Annotated in this window: 24 protein-coding genes; 19 read left to right on the forward strand and 5 right to left on the reverse strand. The window is 71.3% G+C overall.

Annotated features, from left to right (window positions below; genetic code table 11):
• Positions 1-126 precede the first annotated feature (126 nt).
• From BLT28_RS34490 to BLT28_RS34505, 4 genes are read left to right on the forward strand one after another with little or no spacing between them, the layout of a single operon-like run.
• Complete coding sequence (locus BLT28_RS34490; protein ID WP_030426466.1) at positions 127-1,059, forward strand: ABC transporter ATP-binding protein; 933 nt, start codon at positions 127-129, stop codon at positions 1,057-1,059.
• Positions 1,060-1,069: 10 nt separating this feature from the next.
• A complete protein-coding gene (locus tag BLT28_RS34495) occupies positions 1,070-1,894 on the forward strand; it encodes an ABC transporter permease (RefSeq protein ID WP_030426465.1) in 825 nt (274 codons plus the stop codon).
• An 11-nt stretch (positions 1,895-1,905) separates the two neighbouring features.
• Positions 1,906-2,736: an ABC transporter permease gene (locus BLT28_RS34500; RefSeq protein WP_030426464.1), complete on the forward strand. Its 831-nt coding sequence runs from the start codon at positions 1,906-1,908 to the stop codon at positions 2,734-2,736.
• Positions 2,737-2,786: 50 nt separating this feature from the next.
• Positions 2,787-4,751 carry a TIGR03960 family B12-binding radical SAM protein gene (locus BLT28_RS34505; RefSeq protein WP_030426463.1) on the forward strand — a complete coding sequence of 655 codons (1,965 nt, stop codon included), beginning with the start codon at positions 2,787-2,789 and terminating at the stop codon, positions 4,749-4,751.
• On the opposite strand, the gene BLT28_RS34510 is transcribed toward BLT28_RS34505, so the two are convergent.
• Positions 4,738-5,238: a DUF6578 domain-containing protein gene (locus tag BLT28_RS34510; RefSeq protein ID WP_030426462.1), complete on the reverse strand. Its 501-nt coding sequence runs from the start codon at positions 5,236-5,238 to the stop codon at positions 4,738-4,740. The two genes, BLT28_RS34505 and BLT28_RS34510, sit on opposite strands and share 14 nt — an antisense overlap.
• Positions 5,239-6,654: a S8 family serine peptidase gene (locus tag BLT28_RS34515; RefSeq protein WP_231950523.1), complete on the reverse strand. Its 1,416-nt coding sequence runs from the start codon at positions 6,652-6,654 to the stop codon at positions 5,239-5,241.
• 190 nt (positions 6,655-6,844) lie between these two features.
• On the opposite strand from BLT28_RS34515, the gene BLT28_RS34520 reads away from it, so the two are divergent.
• The 6 genes from BLT28_RS34520 to proB all read left to right on the forward strand — a co-directional run bounded on the left by BLT28_RS34520 (position 6,845) and on the right by proB (position 14,191).
• Entirely contained in the window at positions 6,845-7,615 is a 771-nt protein-coding gene (locus tag BLT28_RS34520; RefSeq protein WP_030426460.1) for a TIGR03936 family radical SAM-associated protein, read from the forward strand.
• Between the two features lie 179 nt (positions 7,616-7,794).
• On the forward strand, positions 7,795-10,659 hold the full coding sequence (locus BLT28_RS34525) for a translation initiation factor IF-2 N-terminal domain-containing protein (RefSeq protein ID WP_030426459.1): 2,865 nt from the start codon (positions 7,795-7,797) through the stop codon (positions 10,657-10,659).
• A gap of 267 nt (positions 10,660-10,926) precedes the next feature.
• The gene (gene rplU, locus BLT28_RS34530) at positions 10,927-11,235 is read left to right on the forward strand and encodes a 50S ribosomal protein L21 (protein ID WP_030426458.1); all 309 of its coding nucleotides are present in this window, start codon (positions 10,927-10,929) and stop codon (positions 11,233-11,235) included.
• A gap of 14 nt (positions 11,236-11,249) precedes the next feature.
• Positions 11,250-11,507, forward strand: a complete 258-nt coding sequence (gene rpmA, locus BLT28_RS34535; protein WP_030426457.1) for a 50S ribosomal protein L27 — start codon at positions 11,250-11,252, stop codon at positions 11,505-11,507.
• Between the two features lie 75 nt (positions 11,508-11,582).
• A complete protein-coding gene (gene obgE / locus BLT28_RS34540; RefSeq protein ID WP_030426456.1) occupies positions 11,583-13,031 on the forward strand; it encodes a GTPase ObgE in 1,449 nt (482 codons plus the stop codon).
• Between the two features lie 74 nt (positions 13,032-13,105).
• On the forward strand, positions 13,106-14,191 hold the full coding sequence (gene proB / locus BLT28_RS34545; RefSeq protein WP_030426455.1) for a glutamate 5-kinase: 1,086 nt from the start codon (positions 13,106-13,108) through the stop codon (positions 14,189-14,191).
• Here the strand turns inward: proB and BLT28_RS34550 are convergent.
• Together BLT28_RS34550 and BLT28_RS42280 are read right to left on the reverse strand one after the other, a co-directional pair.
• Positions 14,188-15,390 (reverse strand): TIGR03618 family F420-dependent PPOX class oxidoreductase, encoded by a 1,203-nt coding sequence (locus tag BLT28_RS34550; protein ID WP_030426454.1) that lies wholly within the window; start codon positions 15,388-15,390, stop codon positions 14,188-14,190. The two genes, proB and BLT28_RS34550, sit on opposite strands and share 4 nt — an antisense overlap.
• A 33-nt stretch (positions 15,391-15,423) precedes the next feature.
• Positions 15,424-17,532 (reverse strand): RecQ family ATP-dependent DNA helicase, encoded by a 2,109-nt coding sequence (locus BLT28_RS42280; protein WP_030426453.1) that lies wholly within the window; start codon positions 17,530-17,532, stop codon positions 15,424-15,426.
• A gap of 103 nt (positions 17,533-17,635) precedes the next feature.
• Between BLT28_RS42280 and BLT28_RS34560 the strand changes: the two genes are divergently transcribed.
• From BLT28_RS34560 to BLT28_RS34575, 4 genes are read left to right on the forward strand one after another with little or no spacing between them, the layout of a single operon-like run.
• Entirely contained in the window at positions 17,636-18,931 is a 1,296-nt protein-coding gene (locus BLT28_RS34560; RefSeq protein WP_030426452.1) for a glutamate-5-semialdehyde dehydrogenase, read from the forward strand.
• A gap of 24 nt (positions 18,932-18,955) precedes the next feature.
• Positions 18,956-19,540, forward strand: a complete 585-nt coding sequence (locus tag BLT28_RS34565) for a TetR/AcrR family transcriptional regulator (RefSeq protein WP_030426451.1) — start codon at positions 18,956-18,958, stop codon at positions 19,538-19,540.
• 48 nt (positions 19,541-19,588) lie between these two features.
• Positions 19,589-20,800, forward strand: coding sequence for a cytochrome P450 (locus BLT28_RS34570; RefSeq protein ID WP_030426450.1), 1,212 nt, complete (start codon positions 19,589-19,591; stop codon positions 20,798-20,800).
• Between the two features lie 15 nt (positions 20,801-20,815).
• Positions 20,816-21,040 (forward strand): ferredoxin, encoded by a 225-nt coding sequence (locus BLT28_RS34575; protein WP_030426449.1) that lies wholly within the window; start codon positions 20,816-20,818, stop codon positions 21,038-21,040.
• Between the two features lie 3 nt (positions 21,041-21,043).
• Here the strand turns inward: BLT28_RS34575 and BLT28_RS34580 are convergent, their stop codons facing one another.
• Positions 21,044-21,733, reverse strand: a complete 690-nt coding sequence (locus tag BLT28_RS34580) for a nitroreductase family protein (RefSeq protein WP_030426448.1) — start codon at positions 21,731-21,733, stop codon at positions 21,044-21,046.
• 98 nt (positions 21,734-21,831) lie between these two features.
• Between BLT28_RS34580 and nadD the strand changes: the two genes are divergently transcribed.
• The 5 genes from nadD to BLT28_RS34605 are packed head-to-tail and all read left to right on the forward strand — an operon-like array spanning position 21,832 to position 25,005.
• Positions 21,832-22,431 (forward strand): nicotinate-nucleotide adenylyltransferase, encoded by a 600-nt coding sequence (gene nadD / locus BLT28_RS34585; RefSeq protein ID WP_030426447.1) that lies wholly within the window; start codon positions 21,832-21,834, stop codon positions 22,429-22,431.
• 16 nt (positions 22,432-22,447) lie between these two features.
• Positions 22,448-22,831 carry a ribosome silencing factor gene (gene rsfS, locus BLT28_RS34590; protein WP_030426446.1) on the forward strand — a complete coding sequence of 128 codons (384 nt, stop codon included), beginning with the start codon at positions 22,448-22,450 and terminating at the stop codon, positions 22,829-22,831.
• The gene (locus BLT28_RS34595) at positions 22,828-23,439 is read left to right on the forward strand and encodes a histidine phosphatase family protein (RefSeq protein WP_030426445.1); all 612 of its coding nucleotides are present in this window, start codon (positions 22,828-22,830) and stop codon (positions 23,437-23,439) included. Before rsfS ends, BLT28_RS34595 begins: the two co-directional genes overlap by 4 nt.
• A gap of 4 nt (positions 23,440-23,443) precedes the next feature.
• Positions 23,444-24,148, forward strand: coding sequence for a diglucosylglycerate octanoyltransferase (gene octT, locus BLT28_RS34600; protein WP_030426444.1), 705 nt, complete (start codon positions 23,444-23,446; stop codon positions 24,146-24,148).
• An 11-nt stretch (positions 24,149-24,159) separates the two neighbouring features.
• Complete coding sequence (locus BLT28_RS34605) at positions 24,160-25,005, forward strand: DegV family protein (RefSeq protein ID WP_030426443.1); 846 nt, start codon at positions 24,160-24,162, stop codon at positions 25,003-25,005.
• Positions 25,006-25,132: the final 127 nt, after the last annotated feature.

The raw sequence follows: 25,132 nt of genomic DNA on the forward strand, positions 1-25,132 counted from the left end.
GTGCAGGTCAGGCGCTGGTAAGGACTCTTTTCAGATGACCGTACAATCTGACAAGCTCCCTGACCAGTCCGTACCGATCCAGCACACCGTTCGGCGTTGTCGGACCCCCCGGCTAGCCTCCGAGACGTGACTGGGGTTGATTCGCTGGTGCGGGCCCGCGGCCTGGTGAAGCGCTTCGGCGACTTCACCGCCGTCGACGGGATCGATGTCGAGGTGCGGCCGGGGGAGGCGTTCGGCTTCCTCGGACCCAACGGGGCGGGCAAGTCCTCGACCATGCGCATGATCGCGTGCGTGTCGCCGCGTTCGGGCGGGGAACTGCGGGTGCTCGGCGACGACCCCGACGTGCACGGTCCGCGCGTGCGCGCACGCCTGGGCGTGGTGCCGCAGCAGGACAACCTCGACAGCGAGCTGACCGTGCGGGAGAACCTGTTCGTCTACGGCCGCTACTTCGGCCTGTCCAAGCGGCACGTGCGCGAGAAGGCCGAGGAGCTGCTGGAGTTCGCGCAGCTCACCGACCGCGCCGACCACCAGGTCGAACCGCTCTCCGGCGGGATGAAGCGGCGGCTCACCATCGCCAGGTCCCTGGTCAACGACCCGGAGCTGCTGCTGCTCGACGAGCCGACGACCGGGCTCGACCCGCAGGCCCGGCACCTGCTCTGGGACCGGCTGTTCCGGCTCAAGCAGCAGGGCGTCACGCTGATCGTCACCACCCACTACATGGACGAGGCCGAGCAGCTCTGCGACCGGCTCGTGGTGATGGACGGCGGCAAGATCGCCGCGGAGGGCTCGCCCGCCGAGCTGATCGCGAAGTACTCCACCCGCGAGGTGCTGGAGCTGCGCTTCTCCCCCGGGCAGCAGCACGCGGCGCTGCCCGGGGTGCAGGGGCTCGCCGACCGGATCGAGGAGCTGCCCGACCGGCTGCTGCTCTACACCGCCGACGGCGAGGCGGCGCTGGCCGCCGCGCACCAGCGCGGGGTGACGCCGGTGGCCAGCCTGGTCCGCAGGTCCAGCCTGGAGGACGTGTTCCTCCGGCTCACCGGTCGCACGCTGGTGGACTGAGGGAGCCGGGATGACTGTGACGACGCAACACGAGGTCGCCGGGTCCACCGGGCGCACCGTCGGCTCGGTCAGGGCCTCGCTGCTCGTGGTCGAAGGCCTGTGGATGTGGTACCGCCGCAACTGGCGCGCCACGGTGTTCTCCAGCCTGGTGACGCCGGTGCTGTTCCTGCTCTCGCTCGGCCTCGGCCTGGGGACGCAGATCCGCGCGGGCGCCATCCCAGGTGGCTCGACCTACATCGCCTTCCTCGCCCCGGCCCTGTTGGTCTCGTCGGCGGTGCAGAACGCGGCGATGGACTCGACCTACCCGATCCTGTCCGGCTTCAAGTGGCAGAAAACGTTCTGGGGAATTGTTTCCACGCCAATCACCGCTGGTCAGATCGTTGCGGGTCGCTTCGTCTGGCTGGCGGCCCGGCTGCTGTTCTCCGGTGTCGCCTTCATGGTGGTCGCGGCGTTCTTCGGTGGGGTGCGGGGGCCGAGCGTGGTGATCTCGCTGCTCGTGGCGGTGCTCGCGGGCCTGGCCTTCGCGGCGCCGATCGTGGCTTTCGCCGCCACCATCGAGAAGGAGGGGCAGGAGTTCAACCTGCTGTTCCGCTTCGTGGTCATGCCGATGACGCTGTTCGCGGGCACGTTCTTCCCGGTGTCGCAGCTGCCCGTGTTCGTCCAGCCGCTGGCGTGGATCACGCCGCTGTGGCACGGCACGGAGCTGTCCAGGGGAGCCGCCTTCGGCACCCTGGAGGTGCTGCCCGCCCTGGGACACCTCGCCTACCTGCTGCTCTGGCTCGGCGTCGGCCTCGCGCTGGCCCGCAGGAGCTTCCGCGCCCGGTTGATGGTCTGAGGGGGAGGAACATGTCCGCAGATGTGATGGCCCCGCAGCGCTCCGGTCTGCTGCTGCGCGTGCTGCCCAGCTCGATGTACGCGGGTCGGGCGAGCGTGCTGGTCGAGCGCTCGCTCCTGGTGAACCGCCGTGCATGGCTGGCGATCTTCTCCGGCTTCTTCGAGCCGCTGTTCTACCTGCTCGCGCTGGGCGTCGGATTCGGCAGCCTGGTCGGCGAGGTGACCGGCCCCGGCGGTCAGGTGATCAGCTACGCGTCCTTCGTGGCCCCGGCGCTGCTCGCCTCGTCGGCGATGAACGGCGCGGTCTACGACGCCACCTTCAACATCTTCTTCAAGTTCAAGTACGCCAAGCTCTACGACGCCATGCTGGCCACCCCGCTCGGCCCGGTGGACGTGGCGATCGGCGAGATCGCGTGGGCGCTGCTGCGCGGTGGCATCTACGCCGCCGGCTTCCTCGCCGTGATGCTCGGCATGGGCCTGATCGCCTCGCCGTGGGGTCTGCTCGCGCTCCCCGCCGCACTCCTCGTCGCCCTCGGCTTCGCCGCCGTCGGCATGGCCGCGACCACCTTCATGCGCTCGTGGCAGGACTTCGACCTCGTGCAGCTGGTGATCCTGCCGATGTTCCTGTTCTGCACCACCTTCTACCCGCTCTCGGTCTACCCCGAGGCGCTCCAGGTCGTCGTGCAGTGCCTGCCGCTCTACCACGCGGTGGAACTGATGCGCGCCCTCACCACCGGCGCCGTCGGCTGGTCCGTCCTGGCCCACGTCGCCTACTTCGCCGTCATGGCCGCGATCGGTCTCTACTACGCCTCCCGCCGCCTCGGAAAACTCCTCCTCACCTGAGGCGGGCGACGCGCGGAGTGCGGGGGCCGGTGGGGCGTTACCCTGGGCGGGTGAGTGTGCAGTCTGTGTTCGCCCAGTTGGAGCCGTTGCTGCCGCAGGTGTCGAAGCCGGTCCAGTACGTCGGTGGCGAGCTGAACGCCACCACCAAGGACTGGGAAGCCACGTGCGTGCGGTGGTGCCTGATGTACCCCGACGCGTACGAGGTCGGCCTGCCCAACCAGGGCGTCATGATCCTCTACGAGATCCTGAACGAGCAGGAGGACGTGCTCGCCGAGCGCACCTACGCGGTGTGGCCGGACATGGAAGCGCTGATGCGCGAGCACGACGTCCCGCAGTTCACCGTGGACGCGCACCGCCCGGTAGGCGACTTCGACCTGTTCGGGGTCAGCTTCGCCACCGAGTTGGGCTACACCAACCTGCTCACCGCGCTGGACCTGGCGAAGATCCCGCTGCACGCGGCGGACCGCACGGACGAGCACCCGATCGTCGTCTCCGGCGGGCACGCGGCGTTCAACCCGGAGCCGATCGCCGACTTCATCGACTGCGCGGTGCTCGGCGACGGCGAGGAAGCCGTCCTGGAGATCACCGACATCGTCCGGCGGTGGAAGAACGAGGGCAGCCCCGGCGGGCGCCGCGAGATCCTGCTCCGCCTCGCCGAGACCGGCGGCGTGTACGTGCCGCAGTTCTACGACGTGGAGTACCTGCCGGACGGGCGCATCCAGCGCGTCGTGCCGAACGCCGACCGCGTGCCGTACCGGGTCTTCAAGCGCACCACCATGGACCTCGACGAGTGGCCGTACCCGAAGCAGCCGCTGGTCCCGCTCGCGGAGAGCGTGCACGAGCGGATGAGCGTGGAGATCTTCCGCGGCTGCACCCGCGGGTGCCGGTTCTGCCAGGCGGGCATGATCACCAGGCCGGTGCGCGAGCGCTCCATCGAGGGCATCGGCGCGATGGTCGAGCGGGGCCTGGCCGCGACCGGTTTCGAGGAGGTCGGCCTGCTCTCGCTGTCCAGCGCCGACCACTCCGAGATCGCCGAGGTGACCAAGGGCCTGGCCGACCGCTACGAGGGCACCAACACCGGGCTGAGCCTGCCGAGCACCCGGGTCGACGCCTTCAACATCGACCTGGCCAACGAGCTCTCCCGCAACGGCCGCCGGTCCGGGCTGACCTTCGCGCCGGAGGGCGGCAGTGAGCGGCTGCGCCGGGTGATCAACAAGATGGTCTCCGAGGAGGACCTGATCCGCACGGTCAGCGCCGCCTTCTCCAACGGCTGGCGCCAGGTGAAGCTGTACTTCATGTGCGGCTTGCCGACCGAGACCGACGAGGACGTCCTGCAGATCGCCGAGATGGCCAAGAACGTCATCCGCGCGGGCCGGGAGGCCTCCGGCCGCAAGGACATCCGCTGCACGATCTCCATCGGCGGGTTCGTGCCGAAGCCGCACACCCCGTTCCAGTGGGCGGCGCAGTGCGATCCGGACACCGTGGACTCGCGGCTGCGGAAACTGCGCGAGGCGGTCAACTCCGACCGCAAGCTCGGCCGCAACATCGGCATGCGCTACCACGACGGCAAGCCCAGCCTGATCGAAGGACTGCTCTCCCGGGGTGACCGCCGGATCGGCCGGGTCGTCGAGCGGGTGTGGCGCGAGGGCGGGCGCTTCGACGGCTGGAGCGAGCACTTCTCCTACGAGCGCTGGATCTCCGCCGCCGCGGCGGAGCTGGAGCCGCTGGGCGTGGACCTGGCCTGGTTCACCACCAGGGAGCGCGACGAGAACGAGGTGCTGCCCTGGGACCACCTCGACTCGGGCCTGGACAAGGAATGGCTCTGGTCGGACTGGCAGGACGCACTCGACGAGCACGAGCAGGACGACTGCCGCTGGACCCCGTGCTTCGACTGCGGCGTGTGCCCGGCGATGAACACCGACATCCAGGTCGGCCCGACCGGCCGCAAGCTGTTGCCGATCTCCCCGGTCGGCAAGGGCTCCCCGGTCAGCAACCCCGCGTTCAGCGGAGGCTGACCTCGAGGTCGACGAGCATCCCGATGCCCCAGCGCGCCTGTTCGGCCTCGGCTGGGGCATCGGGCTCGAGGTCGCTCTCCCACAGCTCCGTGAACGTCTCGGTGCCCGGTTCGCGGTACCAGACGTTGCCGTCCTCGCAGCGGTGCCGCATCGCCAGGCGCCGGATGCGCTTCACGGTTCCGGTGGTCTTCGGCACGGGGTGGACGTCGTGGTGCTCCTCGTACAGCACCCCGGTGATCTCCACCAGTCCGTCCCCCGTGGACGGGTGCCGCCAGAACGCGTGCAGCTCCCCGGAGCTCAGGTGCGCGTCCTCGCTGTCCGGGATCGCTTCCACACCAAGGGAAAGCCGCGCTCGCTCGGCCGGGCTCAGCAGCTCGCCGAGCTCGTTGAAGTAGCACAGCTGCCAGGTCACCCGGTCCCCGATCTTGAACGGGTCACCGCAGCACTCGTACTGCCAGTCCTCGATCAGGACGGGGACGATCGTCATTCAGCGCACCGCGTTCAGGGCGTTGACCAGACCGTGTCCGTAGAAGCCGTTGTAGTCCGCGTAGCCGGAGCACGCCGCGTCCTGGGCACCGTCGTCGTTGAGGTCGTAGTCGGTCGGGCAGGGCAGCGTTTCCGCCTGGTTGCTCAGCATCTTCGTCAGCGCAGTGGGCCCGGCGGACGGGAAGCGCGACGCCAGCAGCGCCGCGACACCCACCACGTGCGGCGTCGCCATCGAGGTGCCGCAGTAGTAGCCGTAGCCCGCGGGCACCGTGGACAACACGCACCCCTGGTTCGACGACTGCGGCTTCTGCCGGTGGTCACCGCCCGGTGCCGTGAGATCGGCGATGCCCAGGCCGTAGGAGCTGTAGCTGGCCTTCGTGCCGTCCGCGCCGATCGACGACACGCCGATCACCCCGCGCAGTTCGCCCGGCAGCGCGTCGCACCTCGTGCTGGCCAGGTTGGTGCCCTCGTTGCCGATCGCGGCGACCGTCAGCACGCCGCGGTTGGTGGCGTAGGTGACCGCGCGGCGCATGGCCTCGTGCACCACCCACTGGTCGCTGGCCCGGTCCTTGCAGGTCAACGTCCACGGTCCGGTGGTGAAGCTGCTGTTGACCAGGCGCATGCCCTTGGTCGCCGCCCACATGAAGCCGCACACGGCCGACTCCGGGGAGACGTAACCGTCGTCGTCGACCACCTTGACCGAGGCCAGCCGCACGCCGGGCGCGACACCCGTGGTGCCCTTGCCGTCGTTGGCCGCGGCGATGGTGCCCGCGACGTGGGTGCCGTGCTCGAAGGCCGAGGGCTGCCACGCCTCGCGCCGGGTGTCCGGGGCGCCGGTGACGCAGCCCGCCGAGACCGAGGGGTCCACCGCGGCGGCGAGGTCCGGGTGCCCCGCGTCGATGCCCGAGTCCAGCACGCCGACCACGACGGACCGGCTGCCGACCGAGTACCTGTGCGCCTCGTCGGCCTTGATCATGGCCATGTCCCACTGCTCGCCGGAGCGGTCGGTGGTGGCGACCGAGGGGCTGGCCTTGATCGCGGCGGTGAGCCTGGTGCGGTTCTTCTTCCTGCTCGCCGAGCCCTGCCCGCCCAGCTCCTGCTGGGTGCTGAAGGCGCGGCCCTCGGTGAGCCGGTCGGTGAACGAGCGGTCCCGCGACCCGGCGACGGCGACGCCGATCTGCGGGTAGTAGGTCACGGTCTCGCCGCAGGCCGCGTCGATCCGGCGCTGGGCCTCCTCGGCGCGGGTGCCCTGGTCGAAGACCACGATGTAGCGCAGGGTCTTGCCGATCCCGCACGGCTGCTCGGGCGCCGCGCCCGCCGGTCCGGGGGCGGCCAGCAGCCCCGCCACGAGCAGCACCGAGGTCACCGCGGCGCGGCGCGCACCGTTACCGCCGGTCAGCGGCACCCAGACCTCCATCCGTGGGGAGCACGAGTTCCTTCGACGAGTCCGGAAGGTAGCCATCCAGGCACCGAGCAGACAAGCGGACGATGGCCTGAATGCGTCCCCGAGGGGCAACGGGGCACAATGACGTGCCTGGTTAGACGACCCTCCGCCGAGGAGAACAGCCCTGAGCGCCCAGCACCAACCCAACCCGTCCGCGGCTCCCGTGCAGAAGCTGCGCATCAGATACGCCAAACGAGGGCGCCTGCGTTTCACGTCACACCGTGACGTCGCACGCACCTTCGAGCGCGCCCTGCGGCGCGCCGGCGTGCCGATGGCGTACTCGCAGGGCTTCAACCCGCGCCCGAAGGTGTCCTGGATCGGAGCGGCGCCGACCGGGACGGCGAGCGAGGCGGAGTACGTCGAGGTCTCGGTGGTGGACAGGATCGACGCGGCGGCTCTGGCCAGGGAGCTGGACGCGGCGCTGCCGCCGGGGCTGGACGTCATCGAGGCCGTCGAAGCGGAGGGCGGCTCGCTGGCCGACCGCATCGACGGCTGCCTGTGGCGGATCGAACTGCCCGGTGTCGACCCCGATGAGCTGGGCAGGGCCGTCGAGCTGCTGCTCGCCGCGCCCGAGGTGACCGTGCAGAAGCTGACCAAGGACGGGCGCAAGGACATCGACGCGCGAGCTGCGATCGTCTCCGCCGAGGTGGTCAGGGAAGTTGAAGTGACTACCACTCGGGTGGGCGATGGAGCCGAAGGCACCCGGCGGTGTGGGATACTCAGCACGGTCGTACGGCAGACACAGCCTGTTGTCCGGCCGGATGACGTGTTGAGTGCGCTTCGCGTCGTCGCCGACCTGCAACCGCCGGTACCCGCGAAGGCGATCCGGATGGCTCAGGGGCGGCTCGACGACAGTGGAGCTCTCACGGACCCGTTCGCCAATGACCGGGAGCCGACTCGGGCCACGAGCGGCATACCCGCAGTCGGGGAGTAGGGGTCGGGCCCACGCGTCGTCGCGCGATGACCTGTTGCCTGTGCGCCCGTGTCCACCGATTCGGGAACCGGGCGACGTAGGCAGGATTTCCGCCGCCCACGCGGCGGCGACTGGACGAGAGAGGAGCCCCTGCGCGGCCGCGTCGGAACCGTCGACGCGCCCGGGGGCGAGGGAGCTACATGCCGAAAACCGATACCCCTGCCGGCGGCGCCGGCGGGGACAGCACCGCACCCGGACCAGAACTTCCGGCCAAGCTGCGGGTGCACGCGCTCGCCAAGCTGCTGGGTGCCAGCAGCCGCGAGGTGATGGCCACGCTGGTCGAACTGGGCTTCGCGGTCAGCAGCGCGCAGTCGAGCATCACCAGGGACGTCGCGATGCAGGTCGTCGACCACCTGGCGCCCGATGCGGAGGACGACGCCGACGACGTGGTGGTGGCCGAGGCCGACGTGGAGACCGATGACGTCGGCGCGGTGGCCGAGGTCGCCGAGCCGGTGGCCGCACCCGCCGCGCTGACGCCGCTGTTCGCCGCGCCGCAGGCCGTGTTCCTGCCGCCGCAGCCCACCGAGGCCGCGCCCGCCGAGCCGGAGGCCCCGGCGAAGCCGAAGTCCGGCAAGGCCGCGCGGCCCAGCCGCAAGCGCGTCTCGCTCACCGAGGCGGACCTGGACCCGGACGCCACCGAGGTCGACGACCTCCCGAGCGACCTGGACCTCGGCGGCGAGGACGGCGATGACGACGGGGGTACCCGGCGCCGCCGTCGCCGCGGCCGCCGCGGCCGTGGCCGGGGTAAGGGCCAGGCCGAGCTCGGGGACGACGTCGACGACGAGGACGTCTCCGACCAGGAGCTGCCCGCGCACATCACCGTCTCCGACGAGGACGGGCAGCGCGAGGACGAGGCCGAGGACTCCGCGGAGGAGGCGAGCGAGGGCGGCAGCAGGCGCCGCAGGCGTCGCCGCCGCCGCAAGGGCAACGCCGAGGACGACGCGACGACCCGCGACGACGACCCGCCGAACACGGTCGTGCACGTCCGGGAGAGCAGGCCGGAGCGCGAGACCACCTCCTCCGACGACGAGGTGCGCAGCGTCAAGGGCTCGACCCGGCTGGAGGCCAAGCGGCAGCGCCGCAGGGACGGCCGGGAGGCCGGACGCCGCCGCGCGCCGATCCTGAGCGAGTCGGAGTTCCTGGCCCGCCGCGAGTCCGTCGACCGCAAGATGGTCGTCCGCGAGCAGGGCGAGCGGATCCAGATCGCCGTGCTGGAGGACGGGGTGCTCGTCGAGCACTTCGTCACCTCGGCGGGCTCGGGCTCGCTGGTCGGCAACGTCTACCTGGGCCGCGTGCAGAACGTGCTGCCCAGCATGGAGGCGGCCTTCGTCGACATCGGCCGCGGCCGCAACGCGGTGCTCTACGCGGGCGAGGTGGACTGGGACGCCGCCGGTCTCGAGGGCAAGTCCCGCAAGATCGAGCAGGCGCTGTCCACCGGCGACAGCGTGCTGGTGCAGGTCACCAAGGACCCGGTCGGGCACAAGGGCGCCCGGCTGACCACGCAGATCAGCCTGCCGGGCCGCTTCCTGGTCTACGTGCCCGCGGGTGGTGCCACCGGCATCAGCCGCAAGCTGCCCGACGTGGAGCGGCGCAGGCTCAAGGAGATCCTCAAGCGGATCGTCCCCGACGACGCGGGCGTGATCATCCGCACCGCCGCCGAGGGTGTCAGCGAGGAGGCCCTGGCCCGCGACGTGACCCGGCTGCAGGCGCAGTGGGAGGTCGTCAAGGGCAAGGCCCACGGCGCCCCCGGGGTGTCCAAGGCCAGCGCGCCGTCGCTGCTCTACGAGGAGCCGGACCTGCTGATCAAGGTCATCCGGGACATGTTCACGGAGGACTTCTCGGCGCTGGTGGTCCAGGGCACGCAGGCCTGGGAGACGATCGAGCCCTACGTCCAGCACGTGGCGCCGGACCTGGCCTCGCGGCTGCGCAGGCACACCGGGACCAACGACGTGTTCACCGAGTACCGGGTGAACGAGCAGATCACCAAGGCGCTGGACCGCAAGGTGTGGCTGCCCTCCGGCGGCTACCTGGTCATCGACCGCACCGAGGCGATGACCGTGATCGACGTCAACACCGGCAAGTTCACCGGCTCCGGGGGCAACCTCGAGGAGACGGTCACCCGCAACAACCTGGAGTCGGCCGAGGAGATCGTCCGCCAGCTCCGGCTGCGCGACATCGGCGGCATCATCGTCATCGACTTCATCGACATGGTGCTGGAGTCCAACCGGGACCTCGTGCTGCGCAGGCTGACCGAGTGCCTCGGCCGCGACCGCACCCGGCACCAGGTCGCCGAGGTGACCTCGCTGGGCCTGGTGCAGATGACCCGCAAGCGGGTGGGCACCGGACTGCTGGAGGCCTTCAGCAGCACCTGTGAGCACTGCCGGGGACGCGGCCTGGTGGTCACCGCCGACCTCAACGGTGGCGGCAACGGCTCGCACAACCACGGCAACGGTTCCGCCAACGGCGGCGGCAAGGGCGAGAGCAAGCGGCAGCGGCAGCGCAACCGCGCCAACGCCGAGGCGGCCCAGGCCGAGGCCGAGGCGGCCGCGGAGAAGAAGGCCGAGGAACCGGCGCCCGCCGAGGCCCCGGCCCAGCCCGAGCCGGTCGCCGCCGAGGCACCGGAGCAGGCCCAGGAGCCGGTCCAGGAGGCCGCCGCGGAGCCGGAGCTCACCCCGGAGCCGGAGGTCGTCGCCGAGGCGGCCCCGCCCGCGACCGAGCGCCGCCGCCAGCGGCGTCGCCGCAGCAGCGAGCGTCCGCCCGGCCCGCCCAAGGAGCAGGCTTCCGCGGAGGTGCTGATCGCCACTCCGCGCGAGGAGAACGCGGCGACGGCCCCCGCGGCCAAGGCCGAGGACCACGCTCCCGAGGAGCCGTCAGCGCCGTCAGCGCCCTCAGCGCCGCCTCAGGACCCCGTCGCGGCGGTGTCGGTGACCACGCGTCGCCGCACCTCCCGCCGCGCGGCGTCACGTCCCGCTGGCCCGCCCCAGGCCGCGGCCAAGGAAGCCTGAGCCCGTAGCTACGCCGACAACGCCCACCGACTTCGCGCCGGTGGGCGTTGTCGTGGTTCCGGCGCAGTTCAGGGCCGGTGTGACGGGGTCTGCGGCCACCCGGTTTGACCCTGTTCCCAAGCGCCCCGTACTCTGTCGTACGGCCCGCCATCAGGCGGGTTCTGTTGTGCGAAAGCCCGCCCAAGTGCTGTGGCAACGCACGCGTCGTCCCATCGCGGCAGAACCAGAACGCGATACCGACACCGAGCAGCAGGAGACTTCCGAACCATGTACGCGATCGTCAAGACCGGCGGCAAGCAGTACAAGGTGGCTGTCGGGGACGTCGTCGAGGTCGAGAAGCTCGAAGGCGAGCCGGGCACCGAGGTCAGCTTCCCGGCGCTGCTCGTCGTCGACGGCGGCGACGTGATCGCCGACACCGACACCCTCGGCAAGGTCGCCGTGACCGGCAAGGTCGTCGAGCAGACCAAGGGTCCCAAGATTGTCATCCACAAGTTCAAGAACAAGACCGGCTACCACAAGCGGCAGGGTCACCGTCAGCGGCTGACCCGTGTCGAGGTCACCGGCATCAACAAGTGAGGGTCTGACCAGCCATGGCACACAAAAAGGGTGCATCCAGCTCTCGTAACGGCCGCGACTCCAACGCCCAGCGGCTCGGCGTGAAGCGCTTTGGTGGTCAGGTCGTCAGCGCGGGCGAGATCCTCGTCCGCCAGCGCGGTACCAAGTTCCACCCGGGTGTCGACGTCGGCCGCGGCAGCGACGACACCCTGTTCGCGCTGGCCGCCGGTGCGGTCAAGTTCGGCATCAAGCGCGGTCGCAAGACCGTGAACATCGTTCCGGTCGAGGCCTGACAGGTCTCACCGATCACTTCAGGGGCGGGGCCGGGTCACCGGACCGCCCCTGAAGTGCGTTTCTAGGAGGAAGTCGTGTCACGGTTCGTCGACCGCGTCGTTCTGCACGCGGCGGGCGGCGAGGGCGGCAACGGGTGCGCCTCGGTGCACAAGGAGAAGTTCAAGCCGCTCGGCGGGCCGGACGGGGGCAACGGGGGCAACGGCGGCGACGTCGTGCTGGTCGTGGACTCCGGAGTGCACACGCTGCTCGACTTCCACTTCCGGCCGCACGCCACCGCGGGGAACGGCAAGCAGGGCCAGGGCTCGATGCGGCACGGCGCCGCCGGTGCCGACCTGGAGCTGAAGGTGCCCAACGGCACCGTGGTGCTGACCGAGGACGGTGAGGTCCTCGCGGACCTGATCGGCGAGGGAACCCGGCTGATCGCGGCCCAGGGCGGGCGCGGGGGCCTCGGCAACGCGGCGCTGGCGTCCAAGGCCCGCAAGGCGCCCGGCTTCGCGCTGCTCGGCGAGCCCGGTGAGCGCAGGAACCTGGTCCTGGAGCTGAAGTCGGTCGCCGACGTCGGCCTGGTCGGCTTCCCCTCGGCGGGCAAGTCCTCGCTGATCGCGGTGCTCTCCGCGGCCCGGCCCAAGATCGCCGACTACCCCTTCACCACCCTGGTGCCCAACCTGGGCGTGGTCACCGCGGGCGAGACGGTGTTCACCGTCGCCGACGTGCCCGGGTTGATCCCCGGGGCGAGCCAGGGCAAGGGCCTCGGGCTGGACTTCCTCCGGCACATCGAGCGCTGCGCGGTGCTGGTGCACGTCATCGACTGCGCGACCTACGAGCCCGACCGCGACCCGATCTCCGACATCGACGCCCTGGAACGGGAGCTGGCGCTCTACACGCCCTCGCTCGGCGGCGACCTGGCCGACCGGCCCAGGATGGTCGTGCTCAACAAGATCGACATCCCCGAGGGCCGGGACATGGCCGAGTTCGTCGAGGCCGAGCTGAAGGCGCGCGACCTGCCGGTCTTCAAGGTCTCCACGGCCAGCCGGGAGGGCCTGCGCGAGCTGACCTTCGCCATGGCCAAGGTGGTCGAGGACTACCGGGCGAGCAAGCCGGTCGAGGAGAACACCCGCGTCGTGCTGCGGCCGAGGGCGGTCAACGAGACCGACTTCACCGTCGAGCCGGACCCGGAGACCCCCGGCGGCTTCATCGTCCGCGGCGACCGGCCGGAGCGCTGGGTGCGGCAGACCTACTTCGGCAACAGCGAGGCCGTCGGCTACCTCGCCGACCGGCTGGCCCGGCTCGGCGTCGAGGAGGAGCTGGCCCGGCGGGGCGCGGAGCCCGGCTGCGCGGTCACCATCGGCGAGATGACCTTCGACTGGGAGCCGACGACGCCGGCGGGTATCGCGCTCACCATGGAGGTGCGCGGCGAGGACCCGCGGCTGGACCGCAGCGACCGGATCTCGGCCGCGGAGCGGAAGCAGGCCCGCCGGGTGCGCCGCGGGCTGGTCGACGAGGAGGAAGAGGGGGAGGAGTGAACTCCTCGGTGCCTCACGCCGCCTCGGCGGGAGCAAGTACCTCGGCGGGCGCACTCTCTCCGGCTCGCACGGCGATCGCCGAGGCCCGCCGCGTCGTGGTGAAGGTGGGTTCGTCCTCGCTGACCACGGCCGAGGGAGGCCTCGACGCGAGCAGGCTGGACGCGTTGGTCGACGCGCTCGCCGCGCGGTGCGGAGCGGGCAGCCAGGTCGTGCTGGTGTCCTCCGGTGCCATCGCGGCGGGGCTCGCCCCGTTGGGGCTGGCGAAGCGTCCGCGCGATCTGGCCACCCAGCAGGCCGCGGCGAGCGTCGGGCAGCTCCAGCTCGCGCACGCCTACGCGGCCTCCTTCGCACGGCACTCGCTGACGGTCGGTCAGGTCCTGCTGACCGCCGACGACGTAGTGCGGCGCGCGCACTACCGCAACGCACAGCGCACGTTCTCGCGGTTGCTGGCCCTGGGCGTGGTGCCCGTGGTGAACGAGAACGACACCGTTGCCACGGATGAGATCCGCTTCGGTGACAACGACCGCCTCGCCGCACTCGTGGCGCACCTGGTCGGCGCGGACGCCCTCGTCCTTCTGTCCGATGTGGACGGTCTGTACGACGGGGACCCCCGCCTGCCCGGTTCCTCGCTGATCCCCGAGGTGCTCGGCCAGTCCGATGTGGACGGTGTGGACGTCGCCGCTGTCGGCTCGGGCCTCGGCACCGGTGGGATGGCGTCGAAGCTGGCCGCGGCGCGCCTCGCCGCCGCCGCGGGGATTCCGGTGCTGCTGACCGCCGCCACGGCCGCCGCGCCCGCGTTGGCCTCAGCTGCCGTGGGCACGGTGTTCGCGGCGACCGGCCCCAGGATGTCCGCGCGCCGCTTCTGGCTGGCGCACGCGGCCGACGCGGTCGGCAGGCTGCACCTCGACGACGGCGCTGTCGCCGCGGTCGTGGGTCGTCGCCGTTCCCTGCTCGCCGCGGGCATCACCGCCGTGGACGGGGACTTCGAGGCCGGCGACGTGGTGGAGCTGCTGAACGCAGCCGGTGCGGTGGTGGCCAGGGGTGCGGTGGCCTTCGACGCGGTGGAACTGCCCGCGTTGATCGGTCACTCCAGCCACGAGCTGCCGCCGGAGCAGCGCCGCGAAGTGGTCCACGCCGACGACCTGGTGCCGTTTCCCTAGAGGCGGCCGGTGATGCGCTCGGGCCGGACGCGGACCGTGGTGATCGTGGCGTCGCTGTGGTCCGCCTCCGGGGTGCGGCGGATGTGCTCGGCGTAGGACGTGCCGATGTACTTCATCGTCAGCTCCTCGCGGAGTTCGTTCGCGCCCTCCCGCGACAGCGTCGCCGTGCCCTGGATCGACGCGTAGGTGTGCGGCGCGTTCGCCGGGCTGACGAGCACGTTGACCCGCGGATCGCGCCGGAGGTTGCGTTCCTTGCGGCTGCCCTCCGCGATCATGAACAGCACGTCGTCGCCGTCGCGCTTCACCCACACCACCGACTGGTGCGGCTCGCCGCCGGGCTGGATCGTCCCGATCACACCGAAGACCTGTGAGTCCAGCAGCTCGCGCAGGTTCATCGCGGAGACTCCGCGCAACACCGGCAGGTTCAGCATCCTGCGTGTCATCGCGTCCAGTCGCCTGGCAGCGGCGGGATCCGGGGCCGGTTCGTACGGAGCGCCCTGGATGAACGCGCTCAGCGGCTTGTCCGGCGGCGAGTCCAGCAGCCCCATGAGCGGCCGGACGGCCTCCTCGACCGGCTTCGCCGACGCGCGGACGGCCTCGATCTGCTCCGCGACGGCCTCGTCGTAGGAACCGGAGAAGCTCGTGTTCACCTGGCCGGGATTGGCCAGGACGTAGCGGACCTTCCCGGAGGGCCGGTTCAGCGCGAAGCCCTCACCGAGCAGGTCGTTGAGCAGTCCGCCCTGGAACATCGCCGCGAAGCCGTCGTACCCGGACTCCAGGCCGAGGTCGTCCCAGTGCACGCGTCCCGGGTTCGGGCCGGGACCGGCCACGTTGAGGATCACCGGGTCGTCCGCGGCGTGCAGCAGGTCGGCCAGCTCGTAGCTGAACAGGAAGCGGCTGAGGTAGTAGAGCGCGAAGTTGTGCTCGAAGCCCTCGGCGGTGACCCGGCGTTCGGACTGCAGGTGCCTGGCGCACAGCACCACCGCGTCGATCCTGGAGTACCGGGAGCGCAGCTCGGCGATCGCCGCCCTGGTCTCGCTGACCAGGCTCAGGTCGGCCCGGACGAAGTGCGCGCCTGCCGGGGCTTTCGCCTGGTCACGGCCGATCACGACGACCTCGTCGCCCCGGTCCAGGCAGGCGAGCGCGAGCGCCTTGCCGATGCCGTCGGTGCCACCCGTGATGACGTAGATTGAACCCATGAGTTCAATCTAATGGTCAAGCGGGTGTGGTAGCTAGGCCGTTGCCGCGAGGACGAAGGGCAGCACCTCCCCGGCCCCGGCGCGGCGCAGCATCCGGGCCGCCACGGTGAGGGTCCAGCCGGTGTCCACGCGGTCGTCGATCAGCAGCACCGGTCCGTCCACTGCGGACAGGTTCTGCTCCAGCTCCGGCGACAGGCTCAGCGAGGTGGTCAACCCGGCCAGCCGCTGCGCGCTGTTCACCGCCGCCGGGGCCTCGCCGGTGGACAACACGCGGCCGAGGAAGGGCAGCCTGCCGATCGTGGCGATGCGGGTCGCGAAGCTCGCCACCAGGCGCGGGCGCCTCCGTGAGTCGATCGCGGCGACGCCGACCGGCCGCCGTTCCCAACCCCAGCCGGCCAGCACCTGCACGCACGCCTGGAACAGCTCGTCGGTGATCTCGGCGTCCGGGGCGTCCGGCGCGAACAACGGGCGCAGCCGGTTGCCCCAGCCGATGTCGGTCAGCCTGCCCAGCGCACGGCCCACCGACGCCGCCTCCGTCGCCGGGATGCGGCCGCTGAGGTCGACGCCGAGCGCGCTCATCCCGCTCGGCCACTGCTTGCGCGTGGTCAGGTCGATGCCCGGCCGCAGGAGCCGCTGCTCGACTTCGGCCACCGCCTCGCCCGGCACCTCCGTGGACAGTCGCTCACCGGTGCAGTTGTCGCACCGCCCGCACGGGGCCGCGTGCGGATCATCGAGCTGGCGCAACAGGAACTCCATGCGGCAGCCCGTGGTGGCGAGGTAGTCCACCATCGCCTGCTGCTCCGCCTGGCGCGCCTTCGCCACCCGGGCGTAGCGGTCGGCGTCGTAGGTCCACTCCTCGCCGGTGGCCGTCCAGCCGCCGCGCACGCGGTGCACCGCGCCGTCCACGTCGAGCACCTTGAGCACCGCTTCGAGGCGACTGCGGCTCAGCTCCACGCGCGGTTCCAAGGCCGCGGTGGACATCGGGCCGTCCGCCTCGCCGAGCACGGACAGCAGCCGCCGCACGATGTGCTCCGACGGGAAGGCCAACGAGTCGAAGTACGCCCAGATGTCCTTGTCCTCCGGGCCGGGCAATAGCAGCACCTCGGCGCGCTCGACACCGCGGCCCGCACGGCCGATCTGCTGGTAGTACGCGATCGGCGAGGACGGGGCGCCCAGGTGCACGACGAACCCGAGGTCCGGCTTGTCGAAGCCCATGCCCAGGGCCGACGTAGCCACGAGGGCCTTCACCTTGTTGGCGAGCAGGTCCTCCTCGGCCTGCTGGCGCTCCGCCGTCTCGGTCTTGCCGGAGTAGGAGGCCACCTCGAAGCCGCGGTCGCGGAGGAACGACGCGACGTCGTCGGCCGCGGCGACGGTCAGCGTGTAGATGATCCCGGAGCCGGGCAGCTCGTTGAGCTTGTTCGCCAGCCAGGCCAGCCGCGCCTGCGCCGTGGGCAGCCGGACCGCGCTCAGCCGGAGGCTCTCCCGGTCGAGCTGCCCGCGCAGCACCAAGGCTTCGCGCTCACCCAGTTCGAGTTGCTCGGCCACGTCGCGCACCACGCGGTCGTTCGCGGTCGCCGTGGTCGCGAGCACCGGGATCTCCTCCGGCAGCTCGGCGATCAGCGTGCGCAGGCGACGGTAGTCGGGGCGGAAGTCGTGGCCCCAGTCGGAGATGCAGTGCGCCTCGTCCACCACGATCAGCCCGGCGTCGGCGGACAGCTCCGGCAGCACGTTGTCCCGGAAGTCCGGGTTGTTCAGCCGCTCCGGGCTGACCAGGAGCACGTCCAGTTCGCCCATGGCGACCTGTTCCTGGACGTTCTCCCACTCCTCCTGGTTGGCGGAGTTGATCGTCGCGGCGCGCACCCCGGCCCGCTCGGCGGCGGCCACCTGGTTGCGCATCAGCGCCAGCAGCGGGGAGACGATGACCGTCGGCCCCTCGCCCAGCTCGCGCAGCAGCGCGGTCGCGATGAAGTACACGGCCGACTTGCCCCATCCGGTGCGCTGCACGACCAGCGCGCGGGACCGGTCGACGACCAGCGCGCGGATCGCCGTCCACTGGTCCTCGCGAAGCTTCGCGTGCTCGCCCGCGAGGGAGCGCAGCTTCTCCTCGGCCAGTTCCCGCAGTGCGTGTTCCTCTTGGGCCAGTTCATCCACGTGGCCAAGGGTGCCCCATGGGTCCGACAGCCGGGTGTCCGGGCTGTGGGATAACCGGATCGGGTCAGCGGCCGTCCGGACTACCCTTGGGCACGTGACCACCGCTTCTGCGTCCACTGTGGACGAAGACCTCCGCGCCCACGTGCACGACGCCGCCCGCCGCGCCCGCGTGGCAGCGGCCGACCTGGCGCTGGCCACCCGCCAGGTCAAGGACGCGGCGCTGCACGCCGTCGCCGACGCGCTCGTCCGCAGGACGCCGGAGGTGCTGGCCGCCAACGCCGAGGACGTGCGCCGCGGCCGCGAGTCCGGGCTGGGCGAGGCGATGATCGACCGGCTCACGCTGACCGAGCCGCGGATCGCCGCCATCGCCGAGGCCCAGCGCACCGTTGCCGGGCTGCCGGACCCGGTCGGCGAGGTGCTGCGCGGCGGGATGCTGCCGAACGGGCTGGAGATGCGCCAGGTCCGCGTGCCGATGGGCGTGGTGGGCATGGTCTACGAGGGACGGCCGAACGTGACCGTGGACGCGGCCGGGCTGACCCTCAAGGCGGGCAACGCGGTGCTGCTGCGCGGTTCCTCCTCGGCGGAGAGCTCGAACACCGCGCTCGTCGCCGTGCTCCGCGACGCCGTCGCCGAGGCCGGTCTGCCCGCTGACGCGGTGCAGCTGCTGCCGTGCCACGACCGCGCGTCGGTTCGGCACCTGATCACCGCGCGCGGCCTGGTCGACCTGGTCATCCCGCGCGGTGGCGCCGGGCTGATCAACGCCGTCGTCGAGGGCGCCACGGTTCCCACGGTGGAGACCGGCGTCGGCAATTGCCACGTCTACGTGGACGCCGCGGCCGACCTCGACATGGCCGTGCGGATCGTCCTCAACTCCAAGGCGCGTCGTCCGAGCGTGTGCAACGCGGCGGAGAGCCTGTTGGTGCACAAGGACATCGCGGAGCGCTTCGTGCCCGCGGTAGCCCGTGAGCTGGCCGCGGCCGGGGTCACCCTGCACGCCGACGACCGCTTCGCCGCGCTGGCGGAGACCCCGACCGTGCCCGCGCGGGACGAGGACTGGGACACCGAGTACCTGTCGCTGGACATCGCGGCCAAGGTCGTGGACTCCCTCGCCGACGCGGTCGCGCACATCGCCGAGCACGGCTCCGGGCACACCGAGGCGATCGTGACGGCGGACGTGCGCGTGGCCCGCGAGTTCACCGCGCGGGTGGACGCGGCGGCGGTCATGGTCAACGCCGCGACCTCCTTCACCGACGGCGGCGAGTTCGGCATGGGCGCGGAGATCGGCATCTCCACGCAGAAGCTGCACGCGCGCGGGCCTATGGCGCTGCCGGAGCTGACCTCCACCAAATGGGTGGTGTGGGGAGACGGGCACGTCCGGCCGTCCTCCTGAGCGCGTTTCCCGCAGAATGTCCGGATGCCGCAGAACCCACCGCCGCGTCGCCGGGACTCCCAGGCCACCCGTGCCGCACTGCTGAAAGCGGCCGGTGAGCTCTTCGCCGAACGGGGCTACGACCGCACGACGGTGCGGGACATCGCCGCGCGCGCCGGAGCCAACCAGGCCCTGCTGTTCAGGTACTTCGGCACGAAGGAAGACCTGTTCAACGCGGTGGTGGCGCACCGGGGGATGGACCTGCTGAACGCGGGACCGGCCGAGCAGCTGCCGCACCGCATCCTGGAGCTGTTCCTCGCCGACACGCCCGAGGGCGTCGACCACCCGATCCTGGCGATGCTGCGCTCCGCCGTGCTCGGCAAGGAGTCGATGGCGCTGCGCAAGGAGATGGGCCGCGCCTACGTGCGGGCGATCGCGGAGCTGGCCGAGGGGCCGGAGGCCGAGCTGCGCGCGGAGCTGGTGCTGGCGTGGCTGGTCGGGATCGGGTTCTGCCGTTCGGTGCTGGGCTCGGACAACCTGCGTGCGGCCGACGCCGAACGGGTGGAGGCCGAGGTGCGGCGGGGGATCTCCGCGCTGCTGGATCTTGACGCGCCCGTGACTCCTTCGTAGCTTGGAAAGTAAGCGACTGCTTACATCTCTTGGCGAAGGGAGATCACGGTGACCGCCGTCGATCCCACCACCTCGGCGCCGTCGTACCCGTTCAGCCTGCCGAGGGCACTCGACCTCGACCCGATCTACGAACGCCTGCGCCGCGACGAGCCGATCACCCGGGTCCGCATGCCCTACGGCGAGGGCACGGCGTGGCTGGTCACCCGGCACGCCGACGCCAAGGTCGTGCTCGGCGACCCGAGGTTCAGCACCGCCGCGGGGACCACGCCGGAGACCCCGCGCAGCACGCCGCTGCCGCTGGACCCCGAAGGCATCCTGGGCATGGACGCGCCCGAGCACACCCGGCTGCGGCGCTTGGTGGCCAAGGCGTTCACCGCGCGCCGGGTCGAGCAGATGCGGCCCCGGCTGCGTGAGGTGGTCGACGCCGCGCTCACGGAGATGGAGCAGCACGGCGCGCCCGCCGACCTGGTGCACTTCCTGGCGCTGCCGCTGCCCGTGACGGTCATCTGCGACATGCTCGGCGTGCCCTACGAGGACCGGCACCTGTTCCGCGAGTTCTCCGACGCCGCCCTGTCGACCACGAAGTACACCCCGGAGCAGATCCGCGACGCACGGGACAAGTTCCTCGCCTACATGGGCGGCCTGGTCGCGCAGCGCCGCGCGGAGCCCACCGACGACCTGCTCGGCGCACTCGTGCTGGCCAGGGACAACGACGACCGGCTCTCGGAGATGGAGCTGGTGCGGCTGGGCATCGGTCTGCTCGTCGCGGGCCACGAGACCACGGCGAACCAGCTCACGAACTTCACCTACCTGCTGCTCAGCGAGCGGGAGCGGTACGAGGCGCTGGTCGCCGACCCGTCGCTGGTGCCCGCGGCCGTGGAGGAGATGCTGCGCTTCACCCCGCTCGGCGCCTCCGGCGGCTTCGTGCGGGTCGCGCTGGAGGACGTGGAGCTGGCCGGGGTGACCGTGCGCAAGGGGGAGTCCGTCTTCGCCCAGCTCGCGTCGGCCAACCGGGACGAGGCGATCTTCGACCAGCCGGACCGGATCGACTTCACCCGGCAGCACAACCCGCACATGGCCTTCGGGCACGGCGTGCACCACTGCCTCGGCGCGCAGCTTGCCCGCTTGGAGCTGCAGGTGGCGCTGGAGGGGATGATCGCCCGCTTCCCGGGCCTGCGCTTCGCCGTGCCCGCGGAGGAGCTGCCCTGGCGCACGGGGATGCTCGTCCGGGGACTGGAAGCCCTTCCGGTGAGCTGGTGAAGGTAGAAATGTGCCATGAGTGATCGTTGGTTGGTCAGTGTCGACCAGAACTGCATCGGCTCCGGTATGTGCGCCGGCGCGGCTCCGGAGCACTTCGAGCTGATGGACGGCTACGCGCGCCCCATCAAGGACGAGGTCGACCCGGACGAGGCCGTGATCGACGCCGCCGAGTCCTGCCCGGTGGAGGCGATCCTGGTCAAGCTCGCCTCCACCGGCGAAGTGGTCGCACCGAAGGAGTAGGTCCTAGACGCGGACGACAACCTGGTCCAGCGTCTTGCGGACCAGGTCGGGCACTACGGCGTCCTCAGCCGCGTAACCGATCGGTATGACGGCGAACGCCTTCTCGTTGCGCGGGCGGTTCAGCACTTCTCGTAGGAAGCCCATGGGGCTCGGCGTGTGGGTAAGCGCGCTGAGCCCCGAGAGGTGCAACGCGGTCAGCAGCATGCCTACGGCGATTCCGACGGATTCGCCAACGTAGTAGTGCTTGTAGCTGCTTCCATCGGGGCGAACGCCGTATCGCTGCTCGAACACCACCAGCAGGTGCGGCGCGTCCGTGAGGTGTGGCTTGTGCTCGTCGGTGCCCAGCGGGCGTAGCGCGGACAACCACTCCTCGCCGAGCCTGCCGTCGTAGGAGATCCGTTCCTCCCGTTCTGCGGCTTCGCGGATCTGCTGGCGCACTACGGGGTCGTGCACGAGCACGAAGGTCCACGGCTGCTGGTGCGCCCCGGAAGGCGCGGTGTTCGCCACAGCGATCGCGTCCAGCACGAGCTGTTCCGGTACGGGCTCGGTGGAGAAGGCGCGGACGGTGCGGCGCTCGTTCATGCGCTCGCGGAACCGCTCGGCGATCTCGACCGCTTCGTCGGTGGGGATGCGGGACGGGTGATAGGCGGTCGGTCGGTAGGGGTGACCGTGCATCGGTTCCCATGTCCTCATACCCGCGAGTATCACCACGCCTCGAAGATCGAACGCAGGCCCGAACGAGTGACCGTGCTCATCACGGCCACCGAGGTCGCCCCGTACTCTGTCCTGCCATGGCCAAGCGCCGAATTGGGGTAATGGGCGGCACGTTCGACCCGGTGCACAACGGGCACCTCGTCGCGGCGAGCGAGGTGCAGGCTCGCTTCGAGCTGGACGAGGTCATCTTCGTGCCGACGGGCAACCCGTGGCAGAAGTGCCACAGCGTGGTCAGCCCCGCCGAGGACCGCTATCTGATGACCGTCGTGGCCACCGCGTCGAACCCGCGGTTCTCGGTGAGCAGGGTCGACATCGACCGCACGGGCACGACCTACACCATCGACACGCTCAGTGACCTGCGCACGCAGTACCCTGATGACGAACTGTTCTTCATCACGGGGGCGGACGCGCTGGAACAGATCCTGTCCTGGCACCGCGCCGACGAGCTGTTCCGGCTGGCCCACTTCATCGGGGTGACCCGGCCGGGCTACCGACTCGACGGCGACCACCTGCCCCAGGGCGCGGTCAGCCTGGTGGAGGTGCCCGCCATGGCGATCTCCTCCACGAACTGCCGCGACCGGGTCCGCGACGGGCTCCCGGTCTGGTACCTCGTGCCCGACGGTGTGGTGCAGTACATCAGCAAACGCGAGCTCTACACCGCGCCGGAACGGGCGTAGGAAAGGAACTACTCAGGTGGCAGCCACCGACCAGGCACGCGACCTCGCGCTGGTCGCCGCGCACGCAGCGGCCGACAAGAAGGCGCACGACGTGGTCGTGCTCGACGTGTCCGACCAGTTGGTGATCACCGACTGCTTCGTGATCGCCTCCGCGCCCAACGAGCGCCAGGTCGACGCGATCGTGGAAAACGTCGAGGAGAAGATGCGGGAGGCCGGCAGCAAGCCGGTGCGCCGCGAGGGCGCGCGGGAGGGCCGCTGGGTCCTGCTCGACTTCGTCGACGTCGTCGTGCACGTGCAGCACGCCGAGGAGCGCACCTTCTACGCGCTGGAGAAGCTCTGGAAGGACTGCCCGCGGATCGAGTTCGACGACCGCCCCGCCGCAGAGGAACCCGCGGAGTGACGCTCCAGCGGCTCGTGCTGTGGCGGCACGGCGAGACCGGCCACAACGCCACCGGGCGCATCCAGGGCCACCTGGACGCGCTGCTCAACGACGCCGGCGTCGAGCAGGCCCGCGCCGCGGCCCCGGTGGTCGCGCGCTTCGAGCCCGGCGTGGTGCTCAGCTCCGACCTGCGCAGGGCCATGGACACCGCGGCCGAGTTCACGAAGGTGACCGGCAGCGCGGTGCGCATTGACAAGCGGCTCCGCGAGACCCACGTCGGCGAGTGGCAGGGCCTGTCCCACGCCGAGGTCGAGCAGGGCTGGCCGGGAGCGCTCGCCCAGTGGCGCAGGAACCCCGAATGGGCCCCGCCCGGCGGCGAGAGCCGGGTCGAGGTGGCCGCGCGGGCCGCCGAGGTGGTCTCCGAGCTGGACGCGGAGCACGACGGGACCGCGCTGCTGTGCGCGCACGGCGGGCTGATCCTCGGCCTGACCGGTTCGCTGGCCGGACTGCCCACGGCGTGCTGGCCGTCCCTCGGCGGGCTGTTCAACTGCCACTGGGCGGTGCTCGCGCGGCGTCCGGAGAGCCCGGACTGGCGGCTCGTCACGTACAACGCCGGCGTGACCGACTGAGACGATGCGGCTGCTGGTCCTGGCCGACTCGCTGGCCTTCCACGGCCCGCGCGAGGCGATGCCCGCCGACGATCCCCGGCTCTGGCCGAACGTGGCCGCACGGCACGTCGGCGGTGCGGCGGAGATCGTCGCCGGGTTCGGCTGGACCGTCCGCGACGCGTGGTGGGCGATCACCCGCGACCCCAGGATCTGGGCGCTGGTGCCGCGGATCGACGCACTGGTGCTCGGTGTCGGCAGCATGGACACGCTGCCGTCACCGCTGCCCACCTACCTCCGCGAAGGGCTGCGCTACCTGCGCCCGGAGCGGCTGCGGCGGCGGGCGCGGGAGACCTACCTCGCCGCGCAGCCGCACCTCGCCCGGCTGCTCGGCGGGCGCCCGGTGGCCCTGCCGCCCCGGCTCAGCGTCGCCTACCTGGACCGATGTCTGCGCGGAGTGCGTTCGCTGCGCCCCGAGCTGCCGGTGATCGCGACGCTGCCGTCGGTGCACCGGTCCCCGGCCTACGGCCACGTGCACACGGGCCGGGCGCCCGCGGCCTCGGCGATCACCGCTTGGGCGTCCACTGTGGACGTTCCGCTGCTCGACCTCGGCGCCCTGGTGCGCGAGCACGTGCTCACCGGACAGGGCAATCCCGACGGGATGCACTGGGGCTGGGCGGCGCACGAGGCGGTCGGCGCGGCGCTGGCGGATCTGCTGCGCCGGGCCACGTAGGCTGCTCGCTCGTGGCCGTAGCCGTCGTGACCGATTCCACCGCCTACCTGCCGGAAGGCTTCGCGGACCGGCGCGGCATCTCCGTGATCCCGTTGCACGTGACCGTCGACGACAGCACTGGCCTCGACGGTGTCGACATCACCCCGGCCAGCCTCGCCAAAGCGCTGTCCGAACGCCGCGCCGTCAGCACCTCCCGTCCGTCCCCGGAGGACATCGCCGCGGTCTACCGCCGTGTGCTCGACAGCGGAGCCGACTCGATCGTCTCGGTCCACCTCTCCCGAGAGCTCTCCGGCACGTGGGACGCGGCTCGGATCGCCGCGGGGCAGGTCGGCAACGTGCGCGTGGTCGACTCCAGGTCCACGGCGATGGGGCTGGGATTCGCCGTGCTCGCAGCGGTGGAGGCGGCCCGGACCGACGCGTCCGCATCGGACGTCGAGGCCGCCGCGGTCCGCACCGCCGCGCGCACCCGCACCTTCTTCTGCTTGGAGACCCTCGAACACCTTCGCCGCGGGGGCCGCATCGGTCCCGCCGCCGCGCTGCTCGGCACGGCGCTCGCGGTGCGTCCGCTGCTGCACGTGCAGGACGGGCGCATCGTGCCGCTGGAGAAGGTCCGCACCACCAGCCGCGCCGTGGCCAGGCTGGTCGACCTCGCCGCGGAAGCCGCGGGTGACGGACCCGCCGGTATCGCCGTGCACCACCTCTGCGCCCCGCAACGGGCCGCCGAACTGGCCAGCAAGCTCGACGAGCGCCTGGCCGAGGGCGAGGGCTGCCTCATCTCCGAGGTGGGCGCCGTGATCGGTGCCCACACCGGCCTGGGCGTCCTCGGCGTTGTCGTCCTCCCCGGCGGCCTCTCCTGACCCTCGGGAGTCCGGGGCGTAGCACGAACCCCTGACACGCCAACGCGAAAGCGGACCAGGAACGGCCGATCTGTCCACATCGCCCCCACTTGTCCACAGCTCGGCACCACCACCCGCCACCACCCCC

Source organism: Allokutzneria albata, from assembly GCF_900103775.1.
GTDB lineage: Bacteria > Actinomycetota > Actinomycetes > Mycobacteriales > Pseudonocardiaceae > Allokutzneria > Allokutzneria albata.